The sequence below is a fragment of the Microbacterium sp. MEJ108Y genome (assembly GCF_000834175.1).
Classification (GTDB): Bacteria; Actinomycetota; Actinomycetes; order Actinomycetales; family Microbacteriaceae; genus Microbacterium; species Microbacterium forte.
The window spans coordinates 1-17133 of the sequence record NZ_JXQX01000012.1; the positions used below are offsets into that span (position 1 = coordinate 1).

The 17133-nt window shown below is 68.3% G+C and carries 16 protein-coding genes; 8 read left to right on the plus strand and 8 right to left on the minus strand.

Annotated features, from left to right (window positions below; all coding sequences use genetic code 11):
- From RU09_RS06865 to RU09_RS06880, 4 genes are all read left to right on the plus strand, one after another.
- Positions 1-465: extracellular solute-binding protein (locus tag RU09_RS06865; RefSeq protein ID WP_156145888.1), on the plus strand; the 465-nt coding region annotated here is incomplete at its 5' end.
- Complete coding sequence (locus RU09_RS06870; protein WP_082041058.1) at positions 458-1384, plus strand: carbohydrate ABC transporter permease; 927 nt, start codon at positions 458-460, stop codon at positions 1382-1384. The genes RU09_RS06865 and RU09_RS06870, both read left to right, overlap by 8 nt.
- Entirely contained in the window at positions 1377-2195 is an 819-nt protein-coding gene (locus tag RU09_RS06875; RefSeq protein ID WP_042538900.1) for a carbohydrate ABC transporter permease, read from the plus strand. Before RU09_RS06870 ends, RU09_RS06875 begins: the two co-directional genes overlap by 8 nt.
- Positions 2196-2332: 137 nt before the next feature.
- Positions 2333-3967, plus strand: a complete 1635-nt coding sequence (locus RU09_RS06880) for an Ig-like domain-containing protein (protein WP_156145889.1) — start codon at positions 2333-2335, stop codon at positions 3965-3967.
- 72 nt (positions 3968-4039) lie between these two features.
- Here RU09_RS06880 and RU09_RS06885 read toward each other — a convergent pair whose 3' ends face one another.
- Positions 4040-4582: a hypothetical protein gene (locus RU09_RS06885; protein WP_042539404.1), complete on the minus strand. Its 543-nt coding sequence runs from the start codon at positions 4580-4582 to the stop codon at positions 4040-4042.
- Between the two features lie 156 nt (positions 4583-4738).
- Between RU09_RS06885 and RU09_RS06890 the strand changes: the two genes are divergently transcribed.
- Together RU09_RS06890 and RU09_RS06895 are read left to right on the plus strand one after the other, a co-directional pair.
- On the plus strand, positions 4739-5962 hold the full coding sequence (locus RU09_RS06890) for a sensor histidine kinase (RefSeq protein WP_042538904.1): 1224 nt from the start codon (positions 4739-4741) through the stop codon (positions 5960-5962).
- A complete protein-coding gene (locus tag RU09_RS06895; protein WP_042538906.1) occupies positions 5959-6561 on the plus strand; it encodes a response regulator transcription factor in 603 nt (200 codons plus the stop codon). The genes RU09_RS06890 and RU09_RS06895 overlap by 4 nt, the downstream gene beginning before the upstream one ends.
- Positions 6562-6768: 207 nt before the next feature.
- Here the strand turns inward: RU09_RS06895 and RU09_RS06900 are convergent, their stop codons facing one another.
- Positions 6769-7452 (minus strand): cation transporter, encoded by a 684-nt coding sequence (locus RU09_RS06900; protein WP_042539406.1) that lies wholly within the window; start codon positions 7450-7452, stop codon positions 6769-6771.
- Entirely contained in the window at positions 7452-7784 is a 333-nt protein-coding gene (locus RU09_RS06905; RefSeq protein WP_156145890.1) for an ArsR/SmtB family transcription factor, read from the minus strand. The genes RU09_RS06900 and RU09_RS06905 overlap by 1 nt, the downstream gene beginning before the upstream one ends.
- 119 nt (positions 7785-7903) lie before the next feature.
- On the opposite strand from RU09_RS06905, the gene RU09_RS06910 reads away from it, so the two are divergent.
- Entirely contained in the window at positions 7904-8380 is a 477-nt protein-coding gene (locus RU09_RS06910) for a GNAT family N-acetyltransferase (protein WP_042538910.1), read from the plus strand.
- A 6-nt stretch (positions 8381-8386) separates the two neighbouring features.
- On the opposite strand, the gene treZ is transcribed toward RU09_RS06910, so the two are convergent.
- The 4 genes from treZ to RU09_RS06930 are packed head-to-tail and all read right to left on the minus strand — an operon-like array spanning position 8387 to position 14977.
- Positions 8387-10144: a malto-oligosyltrehalose trehalohydrolase gene (gene treZ, locus RU09_RS06915; RefSeq protein ID WP_042538912.1), complete on the minus strand. Its 1758-nt coding sequence runs from the start codon at positions 10142-10144 to the stop codon at positions 8387-8389.
- Entirely contained in the window at positions 10141-12489 is a 2349-nt protein-coding gene (gene treY, locus RU09_RS06920; protein ID WP_042538914.1) for a malto-oligosyltrehalose synthase, read from the minus strand. The genes treZ and treY overlap by 4 nt, the downstream gene beginning before the upstream one ends.
- Positions 12486-14696, minus strand: coding sequence for a glycogen debranching protein GlgX (glgX, locus tag RU09_RS06925; protein WP_042538916.1), 2211 nt, complete (start codon positions 14694-14696; stop codon positions 12486-12488). Before glgX ends, treY begins: the two co-directional genes overlap by 4 nt.
- The gene (locus tag RU09_RS06930; RefSeq protein WP_042538918.1) at positions 14693-14977 is read right to left on the minus strand and encodes a hypothetical protein; all 285 of its coding nucleotides are present in this window, start codon (positions 14975-14977) and stop codon (positions 14693-14695) included. The genes glgX and RU09_RS06930 overlap by 4 nt, the downstream gene beginning before the upstream one ends.
- Before the next feature lie 177 nt (positions 14978-15154).
- Between RU09_RS06930 and thrC the strand changes: the two genes are divergently transcribed.
- Positions 15155-16558 carry a threonine synthase gene (gene thrC, locus RU09_RS06935; RefSeq protein ID WP_042539408.1) on the plus strand — a complete coding sequence of 468 codons (1404 nt, stop codon included), beginning with the start codon at positions 15155-15157 and terminating at the stop codon, positions 16556-16558.
- Positions 16559-16670: 112 nt separating this feature from the next.
- Here thrC and RU09_RS06940 read toward each other — a convergent pair whose 3' ends face one another.
- Positions 16671-17081 (minus strand): VOC family protein, encoded by a 411-nt coding sequence (locus tag RU09_RS06940; protein WP_042538920.1) that lies wholly within the window; start codon positions 17079-17081, stop codon positions 16671-16673.
- Positions 17082-17133 lie beyond the last annotated feature (52 nt).

The window sequence follows — 17133 nt, forward strand, 5'->3', positions numbered from 1 at the left end:
GTGGGCTCGGAGACCAACCCCGATTCGAAGGTCGCGGGCAAGTGGGGCGTGACCACGTTGCCCGTCGGCGGCGAGAACACCGAGGCGCGCGCCTCGCTGGTGGCCGGCTTCACGTGGGTCGTCGCCGCGAACACCGAGAAGACGGACCTCGCCAAGGCCTTCATCGAGTACGCCTCGTCCAGCGAGGTCAACTCCGAACTCATCGTCGCCGACCCGCAGACGGGCATCGACCCGAACCGCGAGTCCTCGCTCGAGAGCGAGGCGTACGGCGAGACCTACCCCGACCTGCAGCGGGTCAACCGCACGACGCTGAGCGGCTCGCTGGCCTGGCCCACCGGTGAGAACGCCTCGCAGGCGGCGCAGATCCTCACCGACGAGCTGGCCAAGCTCATCGCGGGTGAGGGCGGCACCGCCCAGGACACGCTCGACCGAGTGCAGGCCGAGTGGGAAGAGATCCTTGGCTGACGCCTCGTCGATCCGCGTGCGCATCGCCCGCGCGTCCGGCCCCGTGCCGCGACGGGCGGGCGGTCCGTCGCGGTCCCGCACCGCACGACTGCTGACCGCGCCGACCATCCTGTCGATCGTCGTGCTCGGTGCGTATCCGCTCGTCTTCATCCTCGCCGCGGCCTTCACCGATTCGACACTCGGGAGACCGTTCCAGGAGTGGGTGGGAACCGCGAATCTCGAGACGATCCTCGCGGATGCCGACGTCGTCGCGTCGTTCGCTCGGACGGTCGCGTATGCCGTCGTGGTGGCCGTCGTCAGCGTGGTGCTGGGGGTCGCGATCGCCGTCGCGCTGGAGCGTGCGACCCGTGCAGGCGCCGTCGTGCGCACGCTGCTCCTGCTTCCTCTCATCACGCCACCGGTGGTGGTCGGAACCCTGTGGAAGCTCGTGTTCAACCCCGGCGGCGGACTCCTCGCCACCGTGCTTCCCGGCGTCTCGCTCGCGCCGCTGTCGACCACGGCGTGGGCGCTCCCGGCGATCGGCCTCGCCGACGGCTGGCAGTGGACGCCGCTGATCGTGATCCTCGTCTACGCCGCGCTGCTCACACAGGATCCCTCCGTGCGGGAGGCGGCGTCCCTCGACGGAGCACATGGAGCCGGTCTGTTCCGGCACATCACCTGGCCGGCCATCGCGGGCACGGTGATCGCCGCACTCTTCATCCGGCTCGTCATCGCGCTGAAGGTCTTCGACCTCGTGTTCGTGATGACGTCGGGCGGACCCGGTCAGGCCTCGACCGTGACGACCTATCTCATCCAGCAGGTCGCCCTCAAGGAGTTCGACATCGGTCGGGCGTCCGCGATCACCCTCGTGTTCGCGGTCATCGTGACCGTGGTGACCCTCGTGGTGGCGGTCTTCGCACGAAAGGCCCGGCATGACTGAGTCGCGCACGCGTCTGCGGCCGGTCGCGAGCAGTGTGCTGTTCGTGGCGCTCGCCGTCACCCTCGTCCCCCTCGCGTATCTGTTCTCGGTGTCGCTGATGGGGCGTGACGAGACGGTCTCGGGAGTCCTGTGGAGCGCCGCCCCGCACTGGGAGAACTGGGGTGACGTGCTGTCGACCGACATCCCGCGTTCGATCCTGAACTCCCTGGCCGCGGCTCTCGGCGGCGCCGCCGTCTCACTCGTCATCGCAGTCCCCGGCGCGTGGGCCATCGTGCGCCACAACGCAGGTGGCCGCACGCTCGCGGCGACACTGATGAGCCCGTGGCTGCTTCCGCCGATCGTCGCCGTGGTGCCGCTGCTGACGCTTCTGCGATCCGTGGGGCTGAACAACACGCTTCTCGGACTCACGCTCGTCTACGCACTCGTCAACGTCCCCGTCGCCGTCTGGCTGCTGGAGGGCTTCATCCGCCGGCTCCCGGTCGAGATCGAGGAGGCGGCGCGCATCGACGGAGCGGGCACCCTGCGGATGCTGTGGTCGGTCGTCGTGCCGCTGCTGCTGCCGAGCCTGGTCGCGATCGGCATCATCGTCGCGATCCTCAACTACAACGAGTTCCTTCTCGCGACCTTCCTCACCCAGAGCGTGGACTCGCAGACCTTCCCGGTCGCGCTGTCGCTCTTCTACGGAGACCGCACACCGCACTTCGGCAAGATCGCGGCCGCGTCGTTCATCGGGGTGATCCCGGTCTTCGCCGCCGCGGTGTTCTTCCAGCGCTGGCTCGTGGGGGGACTGACTGCCGGGGCTGTGCGCTGAGGCGGGAACCACGCACTGCCAGTAACCCATTCCGGTATATCGAAGCTGTATACCGGTTGCCACGTAATCCCCGGGCATTTTCCTGATCTCTTAGATGGGTCGCGACTGGGAGCGACTCGAATCGGATGGGGAAGACGATGACTGGGGAGCGTGGTTTCGTGCGTGCGCGCAGAAGGACGACAGGCGAGGCGAAGACGACCGGGGGAGTGAAGACGCGAGGTCGGGGCATCGCGGCGATCATCGTGGGGATCGTCATGGCGGTGACCGGACTTCTGGGGTCTGCTGTTCCGGCCACCGCGGCTCCGACGGTGACGTATCCCGGCGCGATCAGCGGTGTGTCCCTCGAGAATCAGCACGGTGGCGGACCGCTCGTGCAGTGGCAGAACGTGCGGATCTCCGGCACGTGGACAGTGCCGGCCGGAGCACAGGCGGGGGAGACCTTCGGGATGACGCTCCCCGCTGAGTTCAGTCGGCAGTCCGCCGGGGAGTTCACCATCGCCGATCCCGTGACGGGTCTGGTCATGGCGAACTGCGCCGTGGCGGCGGGTGGCGGGCCCGACATGGTCTGCACTCTCACCGAAGCGGTCGAGGGTCTCGAGAAGGTCGGAGGCACGTTCTGGATGGAGGCACGGGCCTCGCAGACGACGACCAGCGAGACGGTCGAGTTCGACCTGGGCGACACGGTCGAGATCGTCGATCTCCCCGGCGACGGCGGAGTGGTGCCCGAAGACCCGGCCGAACAGGAAGAGCCCTACAAGTACGGCGGGGAGACCGCGACCGATGGACTGCTGAAGTGGGTCATCGGGATCCCGAGCGGCTATGTCCATGAGGGGTCGTTCACGATCACCGACACGCTCGACGCGGGACTCACGGGGCATCACTACACCGGCGACGTGAAGCTGGTTCAGCGTGCGGTCGTCAACGGCGCGCTGGTCGGCGACGCGAGCGAGGTCGACCCTTCGACCTACGTGATCGACCTGGCAGACGACGGGCGCTCGTTCGAGTTCGTGGCGTCCGGTCTGCCGGCCGGAGGGTTCGCATACGAGCTGGTCTACTTCACGCAGGCAGACGCACCCGTGGCCGCGGGTGACATCTTCGGCAACCACGCGATCGTCGACACGTTCGAGACGTCGGCGACCCACACGGTCGTCGAGTCCGGTGGGGGCGACGGCAGCGGTGTCGCCTACACGACGTTCTCGATCACGAAGCAGATCACCGGTGCACAGGCGGACGCCGTGCGCGACGCGACCTACACGGTGCGGTACTCGGTCAAGGGATCGGATGCCCCGCCCGCCACGATGTCGGTTCCCGTGGGGCAGCCGGTGGTCAGCGCGCGTGCGCCCCTCGGATCGACCTTCGTGATCGAGGAGATCGATCTGCCGGAGATCCAGGGCGTGACGTGGGGTGAATGGACGATCGCCGGCGAGGGCGTCGTCGACGGCGGCGACGGCACCTACGAGGTGACACCGCAGACCACTGCCGGTGTCGAGCTGACCCTGACCAACATCGCCAACCCGGTGCCGGTCGTGACGCCGACGCCGACTCCGACACCGGTCGTGACGCCGACACCGGTCGTGACCCCGACTCCGACGCCGTCACCGGTCGTGACGCCGACTCCGACGCCGAGCCCGATCGCGGCCCCCGGCGGGCTGGCGCTGACGGGAGGCGAATCGGGTGCAGCGTTCCTGTCCCTCGCATTCGCGCTGATCGTCGGTGGCGGACTGGCCACAGGCATCGCCGCCAAGCGACGGTCGAGCACCGGACGTCGCTGACGTGAGACACGCACAGCAGAAGCCCACTCGCTCTCCGCGGGTGGGCTTCTGCTGTGCGTCCGGCGCCTGGGCTCAGCGGATCGCGTACACGGCGCCGCCGACGATCACAGCCACGACCGTGGTCCAGCCGATGATCGCGACAGCCTGCCAGACGAGGATACGGACCTTTCCGACGCCCGACGCGGCGAGCATCGTGGCCGTGAAATGGGTGGGCAGGAGCAGCGGGCCGAGCAGGCTGACGCCCGGCACTCCGTAGCGCTCGAAGGCCCGCTGGAACTTCTCGCGGCGGGCACTGCCGCGGTCGGAATCCGCGGAGTCGGCGGGAACCGTCTCGACGGCTCCGCCGCCGGCGACCACCGCCTGCCGGCTGCGCGACCGGTTCACGATCGCTGTGCGCGCCCCCGAGCTGGCGATGACGAGCACAGCGACGCAGAGGAAGTTGCCGATGATCGCCGCGATCGCCGCGACCACGGGGTGGATGCCGCCGATGATGCCGATCGACACGGCACCCTCACCCTCGATGAAGGGGATCGCCCCGGCGAGGGCGACGATGAGCGGCTGGACGAGTTCGGGCACCTGGGCGACGAAGCCCTGGAAGGTCTCGATGAGATTCATGGGGTGGCTCCTGCCGGTCTGAGCGACGGTGTCTCCGTCGCGATGCATCCAGTCCACCGCCTTTCGCCCGACCGCGGCAGTGTCGCAGCGTCACTGCTTTCCGGGTGGTTCGCCTGCGGCATCCGTGACATGTGTCACGCCCGTACTCTGGGGGGCATGAGCAGCACTTCTCCGGTCGCCGACCACTCCGGCGACCCGCCGCCCGGCGCGCGCCAACTCGCCCGGGGCATCACCGCGACCTGGTGGTACACATTCTCGGCCGTCGTCTTCCTCGAGCTGTTCCTGGTGCTGATCTGGACGCTGCAGGCCCTCGCCGTACCGGGCGACGTGGCGGCTCCGTTCATCGTGGGGCTGGGAGGCCTCGTCTGGTGGGCTTCGACGATGGTGCTGCTCGCCGGGTACCGCCACCGGCTCGATGCGGAGCCCGGAATCGCGTGGACGCGCATCGCGCTGCCTCTGCTGACAGCGGTCGGCTACGGAGCCGTCGCCGGACTGGTGATCGACAGCTGGCTGCTCGCCCTCATGCCCGTCGCTCAGTCGGTGGTGCTGCTCAACTGGCCCAAGGGCATCCGCCTGCGGATCGTCGCGCTCGCCACCCTGCTGCTCGTTCTCGTCGCCTTCGTCGACGCGGCGAGGGGCGCTGCAGACATCGGCGTCGCCGGCTGGATCCCCGCGCTGTATGCGATCATGATCCCGGCGATGTCGGTGAGCTCCCTCTGGTGGTGGGATGTGCTCGTCACCGTCGACCGCGCCAGGGCATCCGAGTCGAGACTCGCTGCGACGCAGGAGCGGCTGCGCGTCGCCACGGATGTGCACGACCTGCAGGGGCACCACCTGCAGGTGATCGCCTTGCAGCTCGAATTGGCCGAGCGACTCATGGGGATCGACCCCGATGCGGCTCTGGAGCAGCTGCAGGCAGCCAGAGTGAGTGTCGACGAAGCGCGGCAGGGCACCCGCGACCTTGCGACGCGCTTCCGTTCGGTGCCGTTGGGCGACGAGGTCGCGAATGCGCGAGATCTTCTCGCCGCGGCCGGACTCGACGTCGAGGCCGATATCGCACCGGACGCCGACGACGCGCCATCGTCGGCTCTCGGACCCGTGATCAGGGAGACCACGACCAACGTCCTGCGGCACGGCGCCGGGCGCCGCGCGCGTCTCGCCCTCCGCCGGGTCGCCGACGGCTGGCGTTACGAGGTTGCGAACGATGTGGCGGCCGGCGCCGGGGGAGAGCCGGTGGGGTCGGGGCTCGACGGGGTCAGACGACGCATCTCGGAAGCAGGCGGAACCCTGGAGATCCGCGAGGACGCCGGTGAGTTCATCGTCTCGGTCACGGTGCCGGCATCTGAGATGCAGCCTGCTGACGAGGAGGGCACGCGATGATCCGGGTGCTCCTCGCGGACGACGAGGGCATGATCCGTTCGGCTCTCGCCGCGCTGCTGCGCCTCGAGGGAGACATCGAGGTGGTGGCCGAGTGCGCCGACGGAGAGCAGGCGCTCGCTGCCGCGCTCAGGTTGACCCCCGATGTCTGCCTGCTGGACCTCGAGATGCCGGGGCTCGACGGCGTCGAGGTCGCCGAGCGGCTGAACCGGGCGATCGTCACGCGCTGCGTCGTGGTCACCCGTCACGCCCGCCCAGGGGTGCTGCGGCGCGCGCTCGCATCGGGCGTCGCAGGTTTCCTCCCGAAGTCCCGAGGCGCCGATCAGGTCGCCGATGTGATCCGCAGGGTCGCGGCGGGAGCTCGCTATGTCGATCCCGAGATCGCGGCCGACGCGCTGAGCGATGAGCGTTCGCCCCTCACCGATCGTGAGCTGGACGTGCTGCGTGCGGGGCGTCGTGGTGAGACCACGACCCAGATCGCGAGGGCGTTGTCCCTCGCCCCGGGCACGGTGCGCAACCACATCTCCGCGGTGCTCGCGAAACTGTCGGTGGGCACACGGCAGCAGGCGGTGCTGATGGCCGAGGAGCGCGGCTGGATCTGACGCAAGCGCGCCGACCCCGTGACGAGCAGGAGGGCGGGTGGGGCTGTGGGAGGTGCCCCACCCGCGAGCCGCTCAACAGGGGAGAGTGCGGCTCAGACCGGAAGCGGGCTCATGTTCCCCCAGGCCGACTTCGGGTCTCATGTGCAAGACCCCGAAGTCGACCGAAAGTGACGCTGAGGTCAGGATCTCGCTGAACTTCTTCCGGAGTCAGTGCTCATGACGTGCATCGTCGTGCGTGTGACGAGCGTGCTCGTCGTCCAGGATCATGCCGACCGAGGTCGCGCAGGCGTCGCCCTTCCATGCCTCGAGGCCCTCTCGAACGGCGAAGATCGCGATGACGAGTCCGGCGACGGCATCCGCCCACCACCAGCCGAACAGGCTGTTGAGGGCCAGTCCGATGAGCACCGCGGCCGACAGGTAGGTGCAGATCAGCGTCTGCTTCGAGTCGGCGACCGCCGTGGCGGATCCGATCTCGACACCCGCCCGTCGCTCGGCGAACGACACGAGCGGCATGATCACCACACTGAGCGCGGTCAGCACGAGACCGACAGCGCTGTGCTCGGGCCGGTCTCCGCCGAGCAGAGACAGCGCAGACGACGCCGTGACATAGACCGCGAGCGCGAAGAAAGCCACGGCGATCACCCGCAAGGTGGGCTTCTCCCAGCGCTCGGGATCGCGGCGGGTGAACTGCCAGGCGACGGCGGCGGCCGACAGCACCTCGATGCTCGAGTCGAGTCCGAACCCGATCAGCGCGGCAGACGAGGCGGCCGACCCCGCGGCGATCGCGACGACGGCCTCGATCACGTTGTAGACGATCGTGAAGGCCACGATGAGCCGGATGCGGCGATGCAGCGTCGCGCGCCGCTCGGGGGTGAGGGCGGTCACCGACATCAGCAGCTGCACCCGTCTCCGTCGCAGCAGCCGGGGTCGACGATCAGCATGACGCGCATCAGCTCGTCGAGGGCTGTGGCGAGGTGCGGGTCTGCGAGCGCATAGCGGCTGCGGCGTCCGTCGGGGGCGCTCTCGACGAGGCCGCATCCCCGCAGACAGGCGAGGTGATTCGACAGGAGCTGACGGCTGACTCCGAGCTCATCCGCGAGGTCGGCGGGATAGGCGGGGGCCTCTCGGAGGGCGAGCAGGATGCCTGCCCGAGTCGCGTCCGACAGTGCATGCCCGAGGCGGGCGACCGCGGCGGTATGGGTGAGCGAGGCGGTGAGGGTCACGCAGCAACAGTACACAGAAATCTGAATTCAGAGAATTCTGAATCGGTGCTGATCGGCAACATCTGCGAAATCTCCCCTCGATATCGTGAACGGCGCTGGCACCGAATCGAAGGGACGACATGGACGTGACGGTCGAGCGAGTGGCGTGGTCGCATCCGGACGCAGAGCGGCTCAGAGCCGCTCAACGCAGCGAGCTGGACGCGCGGTACGGCAGCGATGACCACGAGCCGGGCGTCGTCCCCTCGGCCGACGATGTGCCGGTCTTCCTCGTGGTGAGGGACGGTGGCGGTCACGCCGTCGTGTGCGGCGGTCTCAGACCCCTGCATCCGGAGGTCCTCGCATCGGATGTCGCAGAGATCAAGCGGATGTATGCGGCACCGTCCGCCCGCGGAACAGGGGCGGCCGTCGCCCTGCTCCGCGCCCTCGAGACGGAGGCGCGACAGCTCGGCATCCGGTCTCTGGTGCTCGAGACCGGCACCGCTCAGCCGGATGCCGTGCGCTTCTACCAGCGCGAAGGGTACGTGCCGATTCCGCTGTTCGGGCACTACGTCGGCAGCGATCTCTCACTGTGCTTCGAGAAGGTGCTCGGCGCCTGAGACGGTTCAGCGCGGCGGCGCGACGATCGCCGCTGACTCGGGCGGCAGCGCGATGGTCCGTGCCACCATCCGGCCGGGTGCCGTCTCCAGCAGGATCCGCGAGTCGGGGCCGAGGTCGAACTCCACCTCCTCCGTGGTGAGGTTCACGAGCACCGCGAGCTCACCCCGCTCGATGCGGTAGGCCCGGTGCTCTGGTGCGCCCTCGAGATGAGAGACCGAGACGACGTTGTGCGACATCTCGGGGTCGGTCAGTTCGGGCACCTCACGTCGCAGCGCGATCAGACGTCGATACAGATCGAGCATCCGAGCATGGTGCGGTGATTCGAGCTCACTCCAGTCCAGCCGCGACCGCTCGAAGGTCGCAGGGTCCTGGGGGTCGGGCACAGCGGCCGGGTCCCATCCCATCTGCGCGAACTCGGCGATCCGCCCCTCCGCCGTGGCCCGGGCGAGCTCGGGTTCCTTGTGAGACGTGAAGAACTGCCAGGGAGTCGATGCTCCCCATTCCTCGCCCATGAACAGCATCGGGGTTCCCGGCGCTGTCAACGTCAGCACCGCGGCGACGGCGAGCCGGTCGGATGACAGCGATGCCGTCAGCCGGTCTCCGGCCGCGCGGTTGCCGATCTGGTCATGATCCTGCGCGAACGTGACCAGACGCCAGGCGGGAACGCTCGGCGGCAGCGGGGTGCCGTGCGCTCGCCCGCGGAACGACGAATACGTGCCGTCGTGGAAGAACCCGTCCTGCGTGACCTTCGCGACAGCATCCGGTGCCGCGAAATCGGCGTAGTACCCGTCGGTCTCGCCGGTGAGCGCGACGTGCACCGCGTGATGCCAGTCATCCGACCACTGAGCGGAGAGACCGTATCCGCCGGCCTCGCGGGGGAGGACCATGACGGGGTCGTTGAGATCGGACTCGGCGATCAGGCTCAGGGGGCGATCGACCTCGCGCGACAGTGCATCCACGCGCTCGGACAGCTCATGCAGGAGATGCGGTGTGCTGTCGTCGTGCAGGGCGTGCACGGCGTCGAGACGCAGACCGTCGACGTGGAAGTCACGCAGCCACATCAGGGCGTTCTCGATGATGTACTCGCGCACGGCCGGTTCGTCGAGGTTCACCGAGTCGCCCCACGCGGTGTGCTCGCCTTCGCGCAGGTAGGGGCCGAACTCGGGCAGGTAGTTGCCGCTCGGGCCGAGGTGGTTGTAGACCACGTCCTGGATCACCGCGATGCCGCGTGCATGAGCGGAATCGACGAACCGCTGATACGCGGCCGGGCCGCCGTACCCCTCGTGCACGGCGTACCAGAGCACGCCGTCGTATCCCCAGTTCCACTCACCGCTGAACGCGTTGACCGGAAGAAGCTCAACATGGGTGATGCCGAGCTCGACGAGGTGATCGAGGTGCCCGGCGAGCGAGTCGAGTGTCCCCTCGGGCGTGAACGTGCCGACGTGCAGCTCGTAGATCACACCGCCGTCGAGCGGCCGTCCGCTCCAGCCGGTGTCGGTCCACTCGAAGCGGGCGGGGTCGAACAGGGCCGAGGGCCCGTGCACGCCTCGAGGCTGTCGGCGCGACCGAGGGTCGGGGCGCAGCTCGGTGCTGTCGCCGAGCAGGAAGCCGTAGCGCTCGCCCTCGGCCATCGCCACATCCGTGCGCCACCACCCGGACCCGTCATCCGCCGGGTCGAGATCGTGCTCCGAGATCGTCGTACAGGCGGGGGTGAGACGCCGCAGCTGCACCCTGTCGACGCGCGGAGCCCAGACCGAGATCATCGCTCATCCACCAGGAGCGCCACCGGATAGGTGTCGAGAAGGTCGGCGAGACGGATCGGCCCACGGTCGAACCGACGCCCCGTGATCGCGTCGGTCGCGGGCAGCTCCCGGCGCAGCAGCACCGTGTCGCCCCAGCCGCCTCGACGGACGAGTCCTGCGGGCAGACGCGTCGCGACGGCGAGCACGCCGCCCCGGTCCATGGCGACCGCATGATCCGATGCCTCCCCCGCGACGCCACCGGGGCGATACCGGTAGAACAGCTCGCGGTTGTCCCTGCGCAGACGCAGCGCGCGAGAGGTGACGAGCATCTTCGCGAGACCCGAGTCGTCGACAGGGGGGAGGACGCCGCGGGCGACGTCCTCATCGAGTCGCCGGAGCATCGCCGATCGTTCGGCGAAGTCCACGGGCCGCCGGTTGTCGGGGTCGACGAGGGAGTGATCCCACAGTTCGGTGCCCTGATAGACGTCCGGCACACCGGGGGCTGCGAGCTGCAGAAGCTTGGCGGACAGCGAGTTCACCCGGCCGTGATCGACGATCTCGGCCACGAACCCCTCGAGGATCGCGCGGGCGTCTCCGTTCGTCGCGTTCGCGATCGATTCGATGCCCTTCTCGAACTCGAGGTCGGGATGCTGCCATCCGGTCGACTCCGCGGCTTCGCGCGCCGCCTTCAGGCCGTACGCGAGCAGTCGCTCCGATGAGATCGGCCAGGCTCCCACCGCCGCCTGCCAGAGCAGCGAATCGAGGGGGCCGTGTCCGGTCGACGCGACGGCTCGAAGATCGGTCAGGACCTCGGCCCATCGATCCGGAACCTCTGCGAGCACCGAGAGGCGTGCGCGGACGTCTTCGGATCGCTTCGTGTCGTGGGTCGACAGTGCGGTGAGAGAGTGCGGCCACGACGCCAGTCGCGCTCGCTGCGCGTCATGGAACCCGCCGACCGAGACGGAGGTGATCGACGGGTCGCCGCCGACCTCCGTCAGGGTCCCGAGACGGGTGTGGCGGTAGAACGCGGTGTCCTCGACGCCCTTCGCCATGACGGCGCCCGTCACCTGCGGGAAGCGCTCCGACACCTCGAGAGTCGTGTCGAGCAGCAGGGGCGTCAGCTCGGCGATCGATGCCGCGAGGTCGGGGCGTCGTCGGGAGGCGTCGTCGATCGCGTGCTGCAGGTGCTCGCGCCCCGCCGGCAGATACGCCCTGTAGACGGGGAAGCCGGCGACGATCTCGGCCAGCGCATCCTCGGCGCCGACCACACCGAACGGCAGCGCCCGCACCAGGCGGCGCACCTCGGACTGCAGCAGCTCGTCGGCGATCATCCGCTTGGTCGTATGGATCAGGTCGTGCCAGGGCTCCGCTGCGGGCAGACCGGTCTCCGTGCGCAGCCGCGCGTCGAGTCGGTCGAGCGCTGCGACTCCGTCGCCGTCGATCAGGACGCGGTCGATCTCGCCCATCGCGTCGTACCCGGTCGTGCCGTCGGTGCGCCACCACGAGGGCAGCTGCTCGCCGGGCTCGAGGATCTTCTCGACGACCGTGTATGCGCCGCCGGTGATGTCCGCGAGTCGCTCGAGGTAGCCGCCGGGGTCTGTCAGTCCGTCGGGGTGGTCGACCCGCAGGCCGTCGGCCAGACCGTCGGTGATCCACCGTGCGATCTCGACATGCGACTCGTCGAAGACATCGGGGATCTCGACGCGGATGCCGGCGAGCTCCGACACGGCGAAGAAGCGGCGGTAGTCGAGGTCGGTGTTCTGGTCTTCCCAGAACCGCAGCTCGTAGTGCTGGGCCTCCAGGAGCCTCGGCAGGTCTTCCGCGAACTCACCGGAGCCCGGCGCCAACGGCAGCACATGGTCGAAGTACGACAGTGTTCCGTCGGGGGCGTCGTCGGCGGGAGCGGTGTCGACCACGATGTCACCGGACTCGAGGACCTCTGAGAGCGACGAACCCAGGATCGGCAGACGCACCCGCCCCTCCGACAGTCGCCGGTCGATGTCGAACGCCACCGCGTGACGTGACGTGCGTCCGAGTCTCAGCAGATCCCACCACCAGACGTTGGCGCGGGGGATCGCCACGCCGACGTGGTTCGGCACGATGTCGACGAGGATGCCGAGTCCGGCTGCTCGCGCGGCGGCGGCGAACCGCTTCAGGCCGTCGGGGCCGCCGCGGTCGTCATCCACTCGCGAGTGATCGACGACGTCGTAGCCGTGGTCCGACCCGGGCACGGCGGCCAGGAGCGGTGACAGGTAGGCCCACGACGCCCCGAGATCGGCCAGATACGTCGTGACCGATGCCGCGTCGTCGAGGGTGAAGCCTGAGCGGATCTGCAGACGGTAGGTCGAGAGCGGGCGATACGTCATCGAGGCAGCTCCGGGGTGGGGGCCGGCGCCGGGGCCTCGGCCTGCTCCGTCTGAATGCGCAGCGACGCTTCGACCGAATTGTCCGTCGACACCACCGTCCGGTCGACGTCACGCAGCACGAGGAGCGAGTGGGCCTCGAGCGGGACCGACGCACCCGGATCCAGCGATCCGCCGTCCGCTCGCTCGCCCGCGGTGTCGATCATGACCTCCCACGCATGGCCGTGCCGCTCATCGGGCAGCGCGAGCTCGACGGCATCCGTGCCGCTGTTGAAGTAGACGAGGAAGTTCTGATCGGTGACGGGGCGACCCCGTCGGTCCTTCTCGCGGATGCCCTGACCGTTGAGGAAGACCCCGATCGCGAGACCGAATCCGGAATCCCAGTCCTCCGGTTCCATGCGGCGGCCATCCGGACGCAGCCAGACCACGTCGGGCACGCGCTCGCCGTCGTCCGACCGCACCGGACGCCCGTCGAAGAAGCGGCTGCGTCGGAACGTCGGGTGGTCGCGGCGAAGCCTGGCCACCGCTGCGGTGAACTCCACGAGCGGCAGGTCGGCCGATTCCCAGTCGACCCAGGTGAGCTCGTTGTCCTGTGCGTAGCCGTTGTTGTTGCCGTCCTGGGTGCGGCCGAGCTCGTCGCCGTGCGCGATCATCGGCACTCCCTGTGACAGCAGCAGAGTCGCCAGGAAGTTGCGCTGCTGACGAGCACGTATGCGGTTGATCCCCTCGTCCTCGGTAGGACCCTCCGCGCCGTGGTTGTCGGAGCGGTTGTGGGACTCTCCGTCGTTGTTGTCCTCGCCGTTCGCGTCGTTGTGCTTCTCGTTGTACGACACGAGGTCGCGCAGCGTGAAGCCGTCGTGCGCGGTCACGAAGTTGATCGACGCCACAGGGCGGCGACCGGAGTGCTCGTAGAGGTCGGCCGACCCGGTGAGGCGGGAGGCGAACTCGCCGAGCGCCTGAGGCTCGCCACGCCAGAAGTCGCGCACCGTGTCGCGGTACTTGCCGTTCCACTCCGTCCACTGCGGGGGGAAGTTGCCGACCTGATATCCGCCCGGACCGACGTCCCACGGCTCGGCGATGAGCTTCACCTGCGAGACGATCGGATCCTGCTGCACGAGCTCGAAGAAGGCCGCGAGTCGATCGACGTCGTAGAACTCGCGCGCGAGGGTCGAGGCGAGGTCGAAGCGGAAGCCGTCGACGTGCATCTCGGTCACCCAGTACCGCAGCGAGTCCATGATCAGCTGCAGCGCATGCGGGTTGCCCGCGTTGAGGCTGTTCCCTGTACCGGTGTAGTCGGTGTAGTAGCGGCGGTCCTCTTCGAGGCGGTAGTACGCCTCGTTGTCGATGCCCCGCATCGAGAGCATCGGCCCCATGTGGTTTCCCTCGGCGGTGTGGTTGTAGACCACGTCGAGGATGACCTCGATGCCTGCTGCATGGAGCGCGCGCACCATGGCCTTGAACTCCTGCACCTGCTGACCGTGCTGCCCGCTGGAGGAGTAGTCGTTGTGCGGCGCGAAGAACGCGAGGGTGTTGTAGCCCCAGTAGTTCGTGAGGCCCTTCTCTTCGAGCGTCGAGTCGTAGATGAACTGGTGCACCGGCATCAGCTCGATCGCGGTGACTCCGAGGTGCACGAGATGCGCGATGACCGACGGGTGACCGATCGCCGCATATGTGCCGCGCAGCTCCTCGGGGACATCGGGGTGCAGCTGGGTGAGTCCCTTGACGTGCGCTTCGTAGATCACTGTCTGCGCGTAGGGGATCTTCGGGAGGCGGTCGCCAGCCCATTCGAAGAACGGGTTCACGACCACGCCCTTCACCATCGTCGCGCCGGAGTCCTCGTCGTTGCGGGAGTCGGGGTCGCCGAAGTCGTAGCCGAACAGCGGCTGTCCCCACTCCACACGACCTGCGACCGACTTCGCGTAGGGGTCGAGGAGGAGCTTGTTCGGGTTGAATCGCTTTCCCTGGGCGGGGTCGTAGGTGCCGTGCACGCGGTATCCGTACAGCTGCCCCGGCTGAACCGAGGGCAGATACCCGTGCCACACGTACGCGTCGACCTCTTCGAGCGCTATCCGCTCTTCGTTGCCGTCGTCATCGAACAGGCACAGCTCGACCTTCTCGGCGCCTTCGCTGAACAGGGCGAAGTTCGCGCCCTGGCCATCGAAGGTCGCACCGAGCGGGTAGGGGGAACCGGGCCAGATCTCGCGGCTCACTGAGCGCGCCGCTTCGAGACGGCGCGGTGCAGAACAGTCCGCACAGCGTCGTGGAAGTCATACACCTGAGCGATCTCGTCGGCGTGATGATAGGGGTGGCCCACGTAGCAGACGAAGACCGGATGCACGTGCTCGACGTATCCGACGGGACCTTCGTGGAGCACGACGTACCGATCGAGGTCGACACGTTCGTAGAGGGGCTCTGCCGGCGTGGTGGCTGTCGTGGGAGCCTGGCCGTCGGCGGGCTTGTGGTCATGCGCGGTATGGGTCTTCGCAGTCATGAGGGCTCCTGTTCTGTTGATGGGGTCCACGTTAAGAGATCCGAGCTCACAGGGAAATACCATTGCCTCCGCGCGACGAACGCGCTATGTCGTGAGTACGCGTGGTGGCCGTGCAACCACCCCGCGGCCACCTGCGAGAATGGAAGCCCCGTGCCGATCCCGAACCGAGGAGCTCCCGTGCAGTACATCTCCACCCGAGGCGGCATGCAGCCGCTGCCGTACTGCGAGACCCTGCTCGAAGGGCTCGCGACAGACGGCGGGCTCGCCGTGCCCGAGACCATGCCGACGGTCGACGGTGAGACCCTCGAGCGCTGGCGGGCGCTGACCTACCCGCAGCTCGCGGCCGAGGTGCTCGCGTTGTTCGCGACGGACATCCCCCGTGCCGATCTCGCGCGCATGACCGCGGCGGCATACGACCAGTTCCCCGAAGAGGTCGTGCCGCTGCGCTCGATCGATGACGACCTCACGCTCGTGGGTCTCTCCGAGGGCCCGACGCTCGCGTTCAAGGACATGGCCATGCAATTCCTCGGCCAGGTCGTCGAGTACGCGCTCGAGCGCAAGGGCTCCGTCCTGAACATCCTCGGCGCGACCTCCGGAGACACGGGATCGGCTGCCGAGCACGCGCTGCGCGGCAAGGACCGCATCTCGGTCTTCATGCTGTCTCCGAAGGGACGCATGAGCGCGTTCCAGCGTGCGCAGATGTTCTCGCTCGCCGACGAGAACATCCACAACATCGTGGTCGACGGCGTGTTCGACGATTGCCAGAACCTCGTCAAGTCGCTCGCGGGCGATCTCGACTTCAAGCGGGCCCAGCACCTCGGCGCCGTCAACTCGATCAACCTCGCCCGCATCACCGCTCAGGTCGTCTACTACTTCTGGGCATGGCTGCGCGCGACGGATGCCGGCGGCTGGACCGAGGTCTCGTTCACCGTGCCGTCGGGGAACTTCGGCAACATCCTCTCGGGGTTCTTCGCGAAGCAGATGGGCCTCCCGATCCGTCGGCTCGTGCTCGCCGCCAATGAGAACAACGTGCTCGACGAGTTCTTCCGCACCGGTGTCTACCGGCCCCGCAGCGCGGCGCAGACGCTCGCCACCTCGAGCCCGTCGATGGACATCTCGAAGGCCTCGAATCTCGAGCGCTTCATCTTCGAGCTCGTCGGGCGCGATGCCGCACGCGTGGTCAAGGCCTGGCAGGATCTCGACACCCAGGGCTTCTTCGATTTCACCGCCGACCTGGCTCGTTTCGTCGACGAGTTCGGCATCGTCAGCGGCACCTCGACCCACGCCGACCGACTCGCGACCATCAAGGCGGTCTACGAGGCGACGGGCGACATCATCGACCCTCACACCGCGGACGGGGTCAAGGTCGCCCGCGAGAATCTCGAATCGGGTGTGCCGATGCTCGTGCTCGAGACCGCGAAGCCGCAGAAGTTCGCCGAGACGATCCGCGAGGCGATCGGCGTCGAGCTCGAGTACTCCTCGGAGCTGCGCGCCATGCTCGATGCTCCGCAGCACCGGACCGAGATGGCAGACGACGAGCAGGAGCTCCGTGCGTTCATCGAAGCGAAGGCCCTGAGCTGAGCTGAGTCGAGCCGCCCCGTGGCGACCCGGGCGACCTGACATCACAGAGACCCCCTCCTGCGGACGCCCGCAGGAGGGGGTCTTCGCAGTCAGCGGATCGGCAGCGTGCGACTCACTCGGGGTCGCCGTGCAGCATCCAGGGGATCCCGAATCGATCGACGAGCATCCCGAAACTGCCGCCCCACGGCGCAGCGTCGAGCGGCATCGTGATCGCCGCGCCGTCGGACAGCGCATCCCACACCTGCTGCGTCTTCTCCTGCGTATTGCCGCTCAGGGACACCGAGAACCCCTGAGGCGGCTCGAAGGGGATGCCGTCGGGGGTGTCCGACGCCATCAGCACGAGGCCGTCGGGCGTCGTGAGCTGCGCGTGCATCACGAGGTCGTTCTGATCGGGGTTCTGCACCATGTCGGGGAACTCGCCGAACACGGTGATCTCGAGGTCCCCGCCGAGGATGCCCTGATAGAACTCCATCGCCTGTCTCGCTTCGGTGCGGAACGAGAGATACGGATTGAGTGTCGCCATGACTGCCCCCAGCTATGTCAGGCAGGGCCCTCGTCGGCCCCGCTGCGGCTCA